This window comes from Vibrio sp. EJY3, from assembly GCF_000241385.1.
GTDB lineage: Bacteria > Pseudomonadota > Gammaproteobacteria > Enterobacterales > Vibrionaceae > Vibrio > Vibrio natriegens.
Window position 1 is genome coordinate 1,264,534 of sequence record NC_016613.1, and the last position, 12,947, is coordinate 1,277,480.

Sequence of the window (12,947 nt, forward strand, 5' to 3'; positions counted from 1 at the left end):
CTTTTAAAGGGCTGATAATTCAGCCCTTTTATTTTCTACTTCTATAATTTTAACTTCAGGTAATGCTCTGTGGCTCAGATGTATTTCTACTACTCTGCGATGAATGCGGGTAAATCAACGACTCTTCTTCAATCTTCTTTTAACTACCAAGAACGCGGCATGACGCCAGTGATATTTACGGCAGCACTTGACGACCGTTACGGTGTGGGCAAAGTAAGCTCACGAATTGGTCTTCAGTCAGACGCTCATCTTTTTGGCCAGGATACCAATTTATATCAGGAGATTACTGCTCTAAACGAGGTTGAAAAGCGACATTGTATTCTTGTTGATGAGTGCCAGTTCTTAACCAAAGAGCAGGTATATCAACTAACAGAAGTGGTGGATAAGCTGCATATCCCTGTACTTTGTTACGGCCTTAGAACCGATTTTCTTGGTGAACTTTTTGAAGGCAGCAAGTACCTGTTATCTTGGGCAGACAAGTTGGTAGAACTTAAGACGATTTGCCACTGTGGGCGCAAAGCGAATATGGTTATTCGTACCGATGAAAATGGTGTTGCTATCAAAGAGGGCGACCAAGTCGCGATTGGCGGTAATGAACGCTATGTTTCAGTTTGTCGTCAGCATTACAAAGAAGCGTTAGGTAAATAATCCTGATTCGCTAAACGCATACCAAAAAGCCACCAAAATCGGTGGCTTTTTTGCGATTTGGCGTTATTCAATTATGTGAAGTTAAAACCGAAACGTTGCAGTAATGCCTGATAAGACGACTCGACATTTTCCGGAATGACTTGCTCAGTCTGAAAACCTTTTTCAGGGTAGGTTTTGACGCGAGAATAGTCTTCCATCAGTGCTTCTAACACCATCATCAACGGCATGTCTTCATTAATGTACTCGAAGAACGGATGTGCAGTGGAGCTCACTTGAAGTTGAGAATAGGGCGATTGCCATTGTTTCTCGAACGTAGCGATGGCTCGACGCTCCATAAATGGTTTTTGCACCAAAATCACTGAGTCACACAAAATACCGCTGTTTTCGAGTAGCTGATGAGTAAAGCGTACGTTTTCACCACTATTTGTTGATTGGGTTTCTAACAATATTGCATCGCCAGGGACACCTGCCGCTTGTGCGATTTCTGCGAAAGTTTCAGCTTCACTTTTGTCAAACAAACCATCTGTAAATCGCCCTTTACCGCCAGAGAACACAATGAGTGGTGCAAGTTTCTGCTGATAAAGCTTTACGGCATGTTCTGCGACACGAAGGTCGTTACTGCACATGACTAATAAGCAATCCGCTGGTTTTAGCTGATGCTTAAGTTGCATGTAATCCCAGAGTGTTTCGATATGTTGATAAAGCTTCATAGTGCATCCAGCGTTGAGTTAAATTGAAATTGATAACCGAGCGAAACGAGCTTATCTGCGACAATGCGCTTGTCGGCATCTTCTGTCACTGGAGGAAGAGAAAGCTCAGCGCCACTCTTAGTGATTGCAGCCTGATAGAACTCTGCTTTGCTTACGGTATTGGGTGTTGTCACGTTAACAATTTCATTATCAATGTGTTCCAGTGCAAATTTTGCAGCGGCAACCGCGTCTTTTTGATGAAGCATGTTTGCAGGGGCCTTGCGGCTAACTTGTTTGAGTCGCGCAGCAAAGCGAGCTGGGTTTCTGTCCGGGCCAATCAACCCGCTACATCTTAAAATGGCATAGTGAATACCAGAGTCGATGACAGACTGCTCCGCCTGCAACATGATCTGCGCGTTTTCAGAAAAATGAGGATGGTTTTGTGCCAGTTTCAACGAGGCGGAATCTTCATTCATGTCAGAGGGCAAATTAGGGTAGACCGTCGTGGAACTGATCATCACTAACTTTTCAATCTCTTGCTGCTTTGCGGTTTCAACTAAGGTTGCCCATTGCTGAGCATACTCTTGACCACCACCTTTTCTAAATCCAGGGGGAAACGCACCGACGATGTGCTTAATTTGATACCGCTGGATAAGCTCTGGCAATTTTATTTCTGCGTGTGGTTGAGTGAGATCGAGGATCTCAGCGTTCATGAGTATCGATGGTAATTCATCCAACCTTTCCTGGCTGCGGCGAGTCACTACAACAGTCTGTCCTTCGTCTACTAACGCTTGGGCGAGTGGTGTACCTAGCCAGCCTGCACCTACAATCAATGTGTTTGCCATATGTCTCTTCCCGACTAAATTAAAATTGTTAAACAGAGTTATGCGCGTTGTATTGTTCACTGAAGCAAGGGAGGGGATACCTTATCAGGCGTCTAATCTGGTATCGATGTACGTTATTGATTGCAATAGTCAAACTTCAGTGTATTAGAAATAAGTGTAAACCTATTGGGAAAATATGTGAATGCCATCAATGATGATGGCACTTTATAGGAGGAAAGGTGATTGATATTTGAGCGATCAAGCTAGCGATGTTACAGTTTCAAACCGCTTTTGACGGCTTGAACGCTAATCATGCAGCCATTGACGTTTAGATTAGCTTGCTGCTAGTACTCGTAAGATTTTTTCTGCGTGTTCTGCGACCTCGATACCTTCGTCAGTTAAATAGCCACCATCAGGCTGTGTGCAGAGTTTTTTCTCATACAGACGAGCAATGGCAGTTTGCGTTTCTTCGGACGCATCTTTGTGAACTTTAATGCCCGTTGCCGCACTGCTTAAATCGAACTGAAGAAGTAGATTCAATTCGGCCATGTGTTCCGCTGAATATTTCATAAATAATTCCTTTGCGCTTTTTTATCCAAGCTAGTCTCAAAAACCAACTAGAGCAACACAAAACCGCGAGAAGTGTTAACTGTATTGCTATCAGGCTGATATAACGTGGGATTTTTGTTCGAAAGAAAATATTCTTGTCACATATCAATGACAGTAAAAATTTGCCATTTTAGTGTCCCAGATTTGGTGATAAACATCCCGCAAACAATATTTTTAGTTAACACTACAAATACCCCTTGAAAAAGTGTGAAAATCGCGCGATTATCGCCGCCTCCTTAATTGTTTCTAAATGTTACGCCACCATGAATTTCAATCAGTTTGACTCATTACTACCGCCGCAAGCTGCTGAACGCGCTGCCGAAGTTGGTGTAGGTAAAGCGACTAAAGCACCTGTTAAATCCTTCTTACTTGCCATCTCCGCAGGGCTTCATATTGGTATTGCATTCATTTTCTATACAACCGTAACAACGGGTGCAGGCGACTTACCTTGGGGCATGACGCGTTTAATTGGTGGTCTTGCGTTTAGTCTTGGATTGATCCTTGTTGTGGTCACAGGCGGAGAGCTTTTCACCAGCTCGGTGTTGACACTGGTAGCGCGCGCCAGTGGAAAAATTTCCTGGAAGGCGCTAGTTAAAAACTGGTTTGTGGTTTACTTTGGTAACATGGCTGGTGCCGCTATGCTGGTGGCTTGTATGCTGGTCAGCAAGCAGTATATGTTTGATGGTGGGCAGGTCGGCTTAAATGCCATGGCTATTTCCCAGCATAAATTACATCACGGTTTCTTCGCGGCAGTCGCTCTAGGCATAATGTGTAACGTTTTAGTTTGTATTGCTGTCTGGATGACATTCAGTGGACGCACCTTAACCGATAAGATTGCGGTAATGATTCTACCCGTTGCCATGTTTGTGTCAGCAGGTTTTGAGCACTGTATTGCGAACATGTTCCAAGTTCCAATGGCGATTGGGATTAAATACTTTGCTCCAGAAGCGTTCTGGCAAATGACTGGCGCAGATATTGCGAATTACGCGGATTTGAACATGACAGGCTTCATTCTCAACAACCTGATCCCTGTTACGTTAGGGAATATTATCGGTGGCGGTGTGTTTGTCGGTATGTGGTACTGGATGATTTACCTGCGTGATGAAGACAAGCACCTGAGATAATCAGTGATCTTCTCTATTTCAGATTAGTAAAAGGCGAGCTCAAATAGCTCGCCTTTCTCTTTTCTGTTGTCTTGCGTCTGCTCGCTTTAAACCTATGCAGCTATACCAACTCTTCGTTAATCCCAAACTCGATCGGCACCCAGTGTGACGTCATTTCATTTGGTACCTGAACCAGCCACTCCAGCGGCGTGTCAGACAACAATTCATCATACTTTTCAGAGACCATTAATACATCCATGATAGTTGCTCCTTTATGCTACTCCCTGCACTCTAAAACTAGAGTATTTCAGCTAAGTGATCAATTTATGACCGTTACGTTTCGGAAAAACCTTTTTCCAGACAACCTGTTATGTTTCTGATTGCGTATGTTTTTTCATTGCTTATCCACATTTTCTGTGGATAACCTGTCTTAAAGATCGTGTGTATCTATCTGACTGCAGAAAATATTATAAAATTAAACGGTTATATGCGAGTAAGTCGAGCTTATTTTGTAGAACTTTTTTGCTCAATTTTTACTCTAATTCGGCCTTCTTTGGTTTGCACGCTGCTCAATGTCATTTCTAGGGTGATAACCACAGATATATTTAACATGACGAAAATCGCTAACATGATCACCAATTGATACTTTATCGCGACCAGAGGGCTTGCTCCTCCTAAGATCTGCCCTGTCATCATCCCTGGAAGCGTGACAAGGCCAGTTGCAGTCATTGATGCTAAGATTGGAGCCATGGATTTTCTTAGCGCCTCTTGAACAAAGGGAAATGAAGCGTATTTAGGAGATGCACCAAGTGAAATAGCGGCTTCATACTCTGTCTTACGTTCTTCAAAGGCGGTAAAGAGGTTTTGTAGCGCGATGATGTTGCTGCTTAAGCTATTACCTAACAACATACCCGCCAGAGGAATCATGTATTGGGCACTATAAAGAGGAGTCGGCTGAACTAAACCTACTGTCATGGCAATCAGAAGCGGGCATAGACCGCAAACAAGCCCTGTGATCAAAGGCAGCATCAATGGTTTTTTAGGTAAGTGAGCTTTACCCGCAATCGTGCTTGCGCCAACCACAATCATGACAGCTATCCATAGCACGTTTATCAGTAAACTATTTAGGTGGAAAAGGTACTCTAAGTAAACGCCTATCAGGATCAGCTGCACTGTCATACGAAGAACACTGATCGTAGTGTCTTTCGCAATTCCCAATTTGTAGCGATAGTTAATTGCCAGTGGGATGAGCAAAATCAAGCTGAATAACGCCAGTTTTATCCAGCTAATATCTACTACGCTGTCCATCAATTCTCCTAAGTTCTCGTCTTTACCCTTTCTATATTAACTCATATTTTTCGAATGACTTTAAATGCGAGTTAAAGCCTCCTTTATAAATCATTTCTTATCAATTTGTTTACATTATTTGGTTTTTCTTCGCTATGAAAATGCATTTTCCCCGTAATGTTTAACGTGAAAATGTTATTTGTGTTTTTATATTGTTACTAATTTAACGTTTATTTAAAAGACTTATTTTTTCATATCTGTTCATGTTTTTTAATAAATAATATCAATCCCACACATCTCCGTTCGAACTCAAAAAAGTGTTGAATAACAAGGGTTGAAGGGCGTTATTTGATTGAACCCTACTATTAATATGGACTAACATTTTCGGTTATAAATTGTAAAAAACTTAAGCTCTATTTCCTGAGCTTTTCAATAACACTAAATACAAAGTAGGCAAATGTATGAAAGATGTTAATAATATTGAGTGCGGTGAAAAACGCTCCCTTGAATGGAAGTCGTTTTTCTTTATCGCGGTTGTTCTCTTTCCAATTTTAAGTGTGGGTTTCGTTGGCGGTTACGGATTCATCGTATGGATGTTGCAGGTGTTCTTCTTTGGACCTCCTGGTGCGCACGGTATGTAAGCCGTTGAGCTCATAACCACACTTTTGAAAAGATTTTAAGAGAGCAAATAATGAAATCATTAACCATTAAACTGTGGCGTACGATGACACGCCCTGCCGTGCATATCAGCCTTGGTGTGCTAACTATGGGTGGCTTTATCGCAGGCGTTATTTTCTGGGGTGGCTTCAACACAGCGTTAGAAGCAACCAACACGGAAGAGTTCTGTATCAGCTGTCACACCATGCGCGACAACGTTTATGTTGAACTGCAAGACACGGTTCACTGGAAAAACCACTCTGGTGTACGTGCGACTTGTCCTGATTGTCACGTGCCACATAACTGGACAGATAAAATCGCTCGTAAGATGCAGGCTTCTAAAGAAGTATTTGCACAAGTATTTGGTAACTACGATGAAGAAGGGGTGTTTGAAGAGCGCCGTATCGAGTTAGCCAAACATGAATGGGATCGTTTTTCTGCGAACAAATCTCTTGAATGTAAAAACTGCCACAACTACGACTCGATGGACTTCGACCAGATGTCTCCGACCGCGCGTATTCAAATGAAACAAGCCGCAGAGAAAGATCAAAGCTGTGTCGACTGCCACAAAGGCATTGCGCACAACTTACCTGCTGGTATGGATAGCATCGGCGGTATTGTCGGCGATCTGGAACAAATGACATCAAACACGGATTACGCAGTAGGTCAGCAGCTAGTCAGCATTCGTCATCTTCCACTTTACTTTGATGAGCAAGGCACTAAAGAAGCGGGTCTTCTAAACCCGGCATCGACCGTAAAAGTTATCGAAGAAAAAGGCGACTTTGTTGAAATCGAAATCGATGGCTGGCGTAAAGCGAAAGGCTTTGGTCGTGTAATCCAAGAAGATTTCGGTAAGAACATTGCTACAGCATCTCTGCTAAAAGAAGCGTCTACCGACAGCAACATGGTAACGACAGGTGAAAAACGTGTTGACGAACTCACTGGTCTTCCATGGGAAAAAGTGACAGCAAAAGCTTGGCTGAAGAAAGAGTCGGCGTTGAACGATATCAATCCAGTATGGGAAAAATCTCGTGAAGCGTATAAAACCAACTGTTCAGTATGTCACACGCAACCTGCTGAAGCGCACTTCGACGCGAACACCTGGCCAGGTATGTTCGACGGTATGTTAGCGTTCGTGAACCTGGATACGGACAGCGAAGCGCTTATCTTGAAATATCTACAGAAGCACTCTTCAGATTATGCTGAAGGCCACCACTAATAAGCGTCGGATTGGAGAATTTTAAATGGCTATTACACGAAGAAGTTTTCTTAAAGGCGTAGCAACGACAAGTGCCGCGTCAGTTATCGGTCCAAGCTTATTAGCGTCAGCTTCTGCAAAAGCCGCGGAATCGACTGGTACCTGGAAAGTGACGGGCTCGCACTGGGGCGCTTTCCGCGCTCATATCTACGCGGGTAAGGTTCAGGAGATCAAACCACTAGAGCTTGATAAGAACCCGACAGAGATGCTGAACGGCATCAAAGGCATCATTTACAGCCCATCGCGTGTTCGTTACCCAATGGTTCGTCTGGATTGGCTGAAAAAGCACAAGTACAGCGCAGATACTCGCGGCAACAACCGTTTTATCCGTGTAACGTGGGATGAAGCGCTGGATCTGTTCTACCGTGAGTTAGAGCGTGTACAGAAAGAATACGGTCCGTGGGCGCTACACGCTGGCCAAACTGGCTGGAACCAAACGGGTGCGTTCAACAATTGTACCGCACACATGCAACGTGCGGTGGGCATGCATGGTAACTTCATTACGAAAGTTGGCGACTACTCGACCGGTGCGGGTCAAACCATCATGCCTTACGTACTCGGTTCAACAGAAGTTTATGCACAAGGTACCTCTTGGTCTGAAATCCTAGACAACTCGGACAACATTGTTCTGTGGGCAAACGATCCAGTGAAAAACCTTCAGGTAGGTTGGAACTGTGAAACGCACGAATCTTTCAAGTATCTTGAACAGCTAAAAGAGAAAGTCGCGAAAGGTGAGATCAACGTTCTGTCTGTTGACCCGGTGAAGAACAAAACTCAGCGCTACCTAGAGAACGATCACCTGTACATCAACCCGATGACCGACGTAGCGTTCATGCTGGCTGTTGCACACGTGCTGTACAACGAAGAGCTATACGATAAGAAATTCATTGAGACCTACTGTTTAGGCTTTGAAGAGTTCATTCAATACGTTCAGGGTCAAACCAAAGATAAAACGGAGAAGACTCCTGAGTGGGCGGCATCAATTTGTGGTGTGAAGGCGGATAAGATTCGCGAATTCGCCCGCATGTTGGTTAATGGTCGTACACAAATCTTAATGGGCTGGTGTATTCAGCGTCAGGAACACGGCGAGCAACCATATTGGGCGGCTGCGGTTGTTGCGGCAATGGTTGGTCAGATTGGTCTGCCGGGCGGCGGTATCTCTTATGGTCACCACTACTCAAGTATCGGTGTTCCATCAACGGGTTTCGCAGGCCCTGGTGGCTTCCCGCGTAACCTTGACCAAGGTATGAAGCCGAAGTGGGATAATAATGATTTCAACGGCTACAGCCGTACTATCCCGGTAGCACGTTGGATTGATGCTATTCTGGAGCCAGGTAAAGAGATCAATTACAACGGCGGCAAAGTTAAACTGCCAGATTTCAAAATGATGGTTATCTCGGGTTGTAACCCATGGCACCATCACCAAGATCGCAACCGTATGAAGAAAGCGTTCAAGAAGCTACAAACGGTTGTGACCATTGAATTTGCGTGGACGGCAACTTGTCGCTTCTCTGATATCGTATTACCAGCTTGTACTCAGTGGGAGCGTAACGATATCGACGTTTATGGATCATACTCAAGCCGTGGTTTGGTGGCGATGCACCGTTTGGTGGATCCACTGTTCCAATCTAAACCTGACTTCCAGATCATGAGTGAACTGACACAGCGCTTTGGTCGCCGTGAAGAGTACACTCGTGGTATGAGTGAGATGGAATGGATCGAAAGCCTGTACAACGATTGTAAGAAATCCAATGAAGGTAAATTCGAAATGCCAGAGTTCAACGAATTCTGGGAGAAGAGTGTACTGGACTTTGGTGAAGGCAAACCTTGGGTTCGTCACGCGGATTTCCGTAAAGACCCAGAGTTGAATCCACTGGGTACGCCATCTGGTTTCATCGAGATTACCTCTCGTAAGATCGGCCGTTACGGTTACGAACATTGCCAAGAGCACCCAATGTGGTTCGAAAAATCAGAACGTTCACACGGTGGTCCGGGTTCAGACAAATACCCATTCTGGTTGCAGTCTTGTCACCCAGACAAGCGCTTGCACTCACAAATGTGTGAATCTGAAGAGTTCCGCGCCACTTACGCGGTGCAAGGTCGTGAGCCTGTTTACATCAACCCGGTTGATGCAAAAGCGAAAGGCATTAAAGATGGTGACCTGGTGCGTGTATTTAACGGTCGTGGTCAGCTTTTGGCGGGTGCGGTTCTGACCGATAGTTACCCACGTGGCGTTGTTCGTATCGAAGAAGGTGCCTGGTATGGTCCTCTCAATGAGAAAGAAGGCGCTATCTGTACGTACGGTGACCCTAACACGCTAACGCAAGACATCGGTTCGTCTGAGCTTGCACAGGCTACTTCTGCGAACACTTGTATCGTCGACTTTGAGAAGTTCACAGGTAAAGTGCCGCCGGTCACATCATTCGGTGGTCCAATCGAAGTTGCTTAATACAAGCACAAATACAAAATCCAATACCAGCCTCCGGGCTGGTATTTTTTTAGCTGAATTTTGGGGAGCGTTATCTCAATAATTATGTTTCACTAAGAGCTAAGGTGTATTCGTGAGGCAACTAACGATTTACGCTTCTAAACCGTAGGATAATGGTGACCGTACCTAAACGGTTCATATTGAACCAAGTCTCTTGGGTATAAAGATAATAATAACTAAGTAGATCTAATATGACTCAAACCTTTCAGTTCGCTAATCGCATAGAAATTACCGTCGTTGATAACGACCTGCGCGCCGATGTCATCGGCAATCAAGTACACTTTTCTTTTGCTGGTATCCACCAGAAGACCTTTACTGATCGCGAAGTGCTCTTTGAAGTCCCATTTTTATATGAACATGGCGCTCGCGTGATCGGAGACGGTTTTCAGATGCTGGCACAAACCTCGGGGACTATAAGCCAGCCCATTGATGTTGGTCGTTGTCCTGATAACAATCCGAGTTATCGGATCTATTCTCAAGATGAACCCAAGCGTTACTACAACTACTTAGTGGTTGAAGACTCTGATGGGTATACGTTATTTGGCTTTACCAGTTGCCGTCGCTTCGCTGGCTATTTTGATGTGCGATTGCATGAAGATCAGTGGACTCTGGCTGCGGCTATTGATGGCGAGCATACACAAGTGACCGACTGGGAAAGTAATGCTTTGGAGTCTGTTACCGTGCTGAGCGGAACATCATTGTCAGCACTTTACCAACAATTCAGCAAGATGATTACAGACAATCATCCGGTACGTAACGGTGTCACACAACGCGCTCCTGTAGGTTGGTGCTCGTGGTACGCCTATTACGCTGACGTGACAGAAACGAACATTCTGCAAAACGTCGAGTGTATGAACGATAAGCTGGCGGATCTTGAGTGGGTGTTACTTGACGATGGCTATCAGGCGTTCATGGGGGACTGGCTGACGCCTTCGGATAAATTTTCTGGTGGTGTAAAAGAGTTAATTCAGAACATTCGTTCTAAGGGGAAAAAGCCAGCGATTTGGATGGCGCCATTTATTGCTCAACCAGAGTCGGAAGTGTTCAAACAACACCCTGACTGGTTTGTGCGCCATCATGATGGCAGTTTAATGAAAGCTGAAGATGTTACCTACGGAGGCTGGCGATGCACACCGTGGTATATTCTCGATACTTCTCATCCAGAAGTCCAAGATCACCTTACCCATGTGGTGTCTGTTATGCGTGAAGAGTGGGGCGTCGAACTGTTTAAGCTGGATGCCAACTATTGGGGGACCCTCAAAGGAAAACGCAGCCAGTCTGGAGTGACAGGCGTTGAAGCGTACCGAATGGGAATGGAAGCGATAGCGAAAGGGGCGGGTGACGCTTGGCTGCTGGGTTGTAATGCGCCAATGTGGCCTTCACTGGGGCTGGTGGATGCGATGCGTGTTTCCGATGACGTTGAACGTCATAGTCATCGCTTCGAACAGATCGCAAAAGAAACATTTTACCGCAGTTGGCAGCACCGAAAGCTTTGGCAGATTGACCCAGACTGCGCAACGTTTACCTCGTTACCAAATCAAGCGGCTTCGCGTGAGGACTACGAATTTCATCGTACTGTACTTTTGGCTTGTGGCGGCTTGTTACTTTCTGGCGATCCACTGCCAGAGATTACCCCATTTGCGAGCAAAACGTTGTCGAAACTTATGTTGCGCCAGCGTCGCAGCCAAGAGTCTGCCATCTTTTCGTCATTGAATTTAAATCACGCATTTTTGAAGCTAACATCGAAAAATGATCTGCATTGTTTGTTTAACTTCTCAAATCAAGACGCAACGGAGTTTACGCTGACTTCGGACAAGCCTGTCGACTGGTATGATTTCTGGACGGGAGAAAAGCTGAATCAAGACCCTTGTCAGATGTTTTTAGTTAGCCTGGATAAGGGCTTGAATGCAAAAGCCATCGTCACGGTATAGTGTGATGAATTAAGCGTAGAAAAGAGCCTCAAATGGGGCTCTTTTTACATTTTGAAGCGGTTAAAGCTCAAATAAAAAGTAGTAACCGTAACCAACAATAAATGCAGGAATCGATGAGTAAATAGTCGCAACAAGTGCTGCTTTTGGGGCCATTGCAATAGCCGGGAAAAGGGCATCACCATCGTTTGAGATTGCATTGGCTATTTGCGCTGAAAATGGTGCAGCACCGGAAAGATACAAACTTGTCACTAAAATCTGAGGTCCACACCCTGGAAGCGTGCCAATTGCCAGACCGGCCAATGGCATCCAGATCCCCCAATCCGAGAGAGAACTGGCTATATCCAGCCCCGAAAAGTACGTCGTAAACTCAAAAGCGAGGAAGGCAATGATCACCCACGCGCTGACGAAGTTAGTATCTTGCGCCGCTTTTTGAATCGGATGGGAGTCGGTAATTTTCGCATCTTCGGATACCGTCGATTGGTAACAGCCCAGCTCTTTGGTCATTGCCCAAAGTGACATCGTCATTACCGAGAAAGTCGCCCCAACCCATTCAATGGTATTTGATGGCAAGTTAAGCAACTTGTTGATATCCAATTGGAAAGACATCATCAGTGCGATAATACTGGTCGGCAATAGCAGCCATTTCCAGAATGTGCCTTGTAAATTGATCGCCTTTTGTTCTTGTTCGTTATAGCGCTCGCTCTGGCTTTGCGTATCAAAAGATTCATTTGGATCTATTTTATGGACAGGGCGTAAAAAATCTTCTTTATGAAAAGCATTTACAACCAGCCCGGAAATCGTGCCGACAACGATGCCTGTAATAACTACGCCCAACCCAACCATGGGTTTTGCCGCGAGTAGTAAAAAAGCCGCGTCACCCATTGTTGATGTCAGTACAGCGACAATGGCGCCAAAACCAACTCGTCCACTGATAAACTGAGTCGTCACAACAATTGCGCCGCCACATCCGGGCAAGGCACCAAGCAGCGCAGCGAATAATACCTGATGAGTTTGAGAGTGACGATAGAGCTCGGTAAAACGATTCGGTTTCGATAATAAGTGGGAAAGGTAATGATAAATCACCAGAGTCGCACAGACATAACACGATACTGCCCAAAAGGAGTCGGACAGTGTTGTAACTGCGACATCACGAGTGTGTTCATTGATCAACAACGCGAGCATAAAGACAGGAATAAGCAGGCGTTTATACGCTAGGCGGAACTGAGTTGGCCGAAGCAAGTGCTGGGCTGAATGCAAAAATCTCGTCGCGTTCATTCTAGGCTCAAATGCAAATGGGAATAATTATCATTATATTGTAATGAGATTTATTCGCAATAGAGTTATGCACTTTTCTTCGTGTCAAAGTCCGTCAAATCAGGTAAAGTACGGGCCTTTGTGAGCAAACAGCTTCCAAGGCACAAGATGCCATTATCCGGAAGCGTATCAAATTGAC

The 12,947-nt window shown here is 44.9% G+C and carries 12 protein-coding genes; 6 read left to right on the forward strand and 6 right to left on the reverse strand.

Annotated elements, in window-relative coordinates; all coding sequences use genetic code 11:
• The first annotated feature begins 69 nt into the window (after positions 1-69).
• A complete protein-coding gene (locus tag VEJY3_RS05770) occupies positions 70-648 on the forward strand; it encodes a thymidine kinase (RefSeq protein ID WP_014231499.1) in 579 nt (192 codons plus the stop codon).
• A gap of 71 nt (positions 649-719) precedes the next feature.
• Here VEJY3_RS05770 and VEJY3_RS05775 read toward each other — a convergent pair whose 3' ends face one another.
• The 3 genes from VEJY3_RS05775 to VEJY3_RS05785 form a co-directional block, all read right to left on the reverse strand.
• Positions 720-1,358: a YdcF family protein gene (locus VEJY3_RS05775; protein WP_014231500.1), complete on the reverse strand. Its 639-nt coding sequence runs from the start codon at positions 1,356-1,358 to the stop codon at positions 720-722.
• A complete protein-coding gene (locus VEJY3_RS05780; protein WP_014231501.1) occupies positions 1,355-2,182 on the reverse strand; it encodes an NAD-dependent epimerase/dehydratase family protein in 828 nt (275 codons plus the stop codon). The genes VEJY3_RS05775 and VEJY3_RS05780 overlap by 4 nt, the downstream gene beginning before the upstream one ends.
• Positions 2,183-2,494: 312 nt before the next feature.
• On the reverse strand, positions 2,495-2,731 hold the full coding sequence (locus VEJY3_RS05785; protein WP_014231502.1) for a TIGR02647 family protein: 237 nt from the start codon (positions 2,729-2,731) through the stop codon (positions 2,495-2,497).
• Between the two features lie 302 nt (positions 2,732-3,033).
• Between VEJY3_RS05785 and focA the strand changes: the two genes are divergently transcribed.
• On the forward strand, positions 3,034-3,894 hold the full coding sequence (gene focA / locus VEJY3_RS05790; protein ID WP_014231503.1) for a formate transporter FocA: 861 nt from the start codon (positions 3,034-3,036) through the stop codon (positions 3,892-3,894).
• Positions 3,895-3,994: 100 nt separating this feature from the next.
• Here focA and VEJY3_RS25795 read toward each other — a convergent pair whose 3' ends face one another.
• Both VEJY3_RS25795 and VEJY3_RS05795 read right to left on the reverse strand, forming a co-directional pair.
• On the reverse strand, positions 3,995-4,132 hold the full coding sequence (locus VEJY3_RS25795; RefSeq protein WP_014231504.1) for a hypothetical protein: 138 nt from the start codon (positions 4,130-4,132) through the stop codon (positions 3,995-3,997).
• 245 nt (positions 4,133-4,377) lie between these two features.
• Positions 4,378-5,181: an ABC transporter permease gene (locus tag VEJY3_RS05795; protein WP_014231505.1), complete on the reverse strand. Its 804-nt coding sequence runs from the start codon at positions 5,179-5,181 to the stop codon at positions 4,378-4,380.
• Positions 5,182-5,621: 440 nt separating this feature from the next.
• On the opposite strand from VEJY3_RS05795, the gene torE reads away from it, so the two are divergent.
• The 4 genes from torE to VEJY3_RS05815 all read left to right on the forward strand — a co-directional run bounded on the left by torE (position 5,622) and on the right by VEJY3_RS05815 (position 11,494).
• Positions 5,622-5,801: a trimethylamine N-oxide reductase system protein TorE gene (torE, locus tag VEJY3_RS05800; protein ID WP_014231506.1), complete on the forward strand. Its 180-nt coding sequence runs from the start codon at positions 5,622-5,624 to the stop codon at positions 5,799-5,801.
• Between the two features lie 50 nt (positions 5,802-5,851).
• Positions 5,852-7,036 carry a pentaheme c-type cytochrome TorC gene (gene torC / locus VEJY3_RS05805; RefSeq protein ID WP_014231507.1) on the forward strand — a complete coding sequence of 395 codons (1,185 nt, stop codon included), beginning with the start codon at positions 5,852-5,854 and terminating at the stop codon, positions 7,034-7,036.
• A gap of 25 nt (positions 7,037-7,061) precedes the next feature.
• Positions 7,062-9,524 (forward strand): trimethylamine-N-oxide reductase TorA, encoded by a 2,463-nt coding sequence (gene torA, locus VEJY3_RS05810; RefSeq protein WP_014231508.1) that lies wholly within the window; start codon positions 7,062-7,064, stop codon positions 9,522-9,524.
• Positions 9,525-9,754: 230 nt separating this feature from the next.
• Complete coding sequence (locus VEJY3_RS05815) at positions 9,755-11,494, forward strand: glycoside hydrolase family 36 protein (protein ID WP_014231509.1); 1,740 nt, start codon at positions 9,755-9,757, stop codon at positions 11,492-11,494.
• 60 nt (positions 11,495-11,554) lie between these two features.
• Here the strand turns inward: VEJY3_RS05815 and VEJY3_RS05820 are convergent, their stop codons facing one another.
• Entirely contained in the window at positions 11,555-12,769 is a 1,215-nt protein-coding gene (locus tag VEJY3_RS05820) for a putative manganese transporter (RefSeq protein WP_014231510.1), read from the reverse strand.
• Positions 12,770-12,947: the final 178 nt, after the last annotated feature.

What these genes read in the sequence shown, in the direction of transcription:
- VEJY3_RS05795 (WP_014231505.1), bottom strand. Translation starts at nt 5,181, where the DNA reads ATGGACAGCGTAGTAGATATTAGCTGGATAAAACTGGCGTTATTCAGC.
- VEJY3_RS05785 (WP_014231502.1), bottom strand. Translation starts at nt 2,731, where the DNA reads ATGAAATATTCAGCGGAACACATGGCCGAATTGAATCTACTTCTTCAG.
- VEJY3_RS25795 (WP_014231504.1), bottom strand. Translation starts at nt 4,132, where the DNA reads ATGGATGTATTAATGGTCTCTGAAAAGTATGATGAATTGTTGTCTGAC.
- VEJY3_RS05775 (WP_014231500.1), bottom strand. Translation starts at nt 1,358, where the DNA reads ATGAAGCTTTATCAACATATCGAAACACTCTGGGATTACATGCAACTT.
- torA (WP_014231508.1), top strand. Translation starts at nt 7,062, where the DNA reads ATGGCTATTACACGAAGAAGTTTTCTTAAAGGCGTAGCAACGACAAGT.
- focA (WP_014231503.1), top strand. Translation starts at nt 3,034, where the DNA reads ATGAATTTCAATCAGTTTGACTCATTACTACCGCCGCAAGCTGCTGAA.
- VEJY3_RS05815 (WP_014231509.1), top strand. Translation starts at nt 9,755, where the DNA reads ATGACTCAAACCTTTCAGTTCGCTAATCGCATAGAAATTACCGTCGTT.
- torC (WP_014231507.1), top strand. Translation starts at nt 5,852, where the DNA reads ATGAAATCATTAACCATTAAACTGTGGCGTACGATGACACGCCCTGCC.
- VEJY3_RS05780 (WP_014231501.1), bottom strand. Translation starts at nt 2,182, where the DNA reads ATGGCAAACACATTGATTGTAGGTGCAGGCTGGCTAGGTACACCACTC.
- torE (WP_014231506.1), top strand. Translation starts at nt 5,622, where the DNA reads ATGAAAGATGTTAATAATATTGAGTGCGGTGAAAAACGCTCCCTTGAA.
- VEJY3_RS05820 (WP_014231510.1), bottom strand. Translation starts at nt 12,769, where the DNA reads ATGAACGCGACGAGATTTTTGCATTCAGCCCAGCACTTGCTTCGGCCA.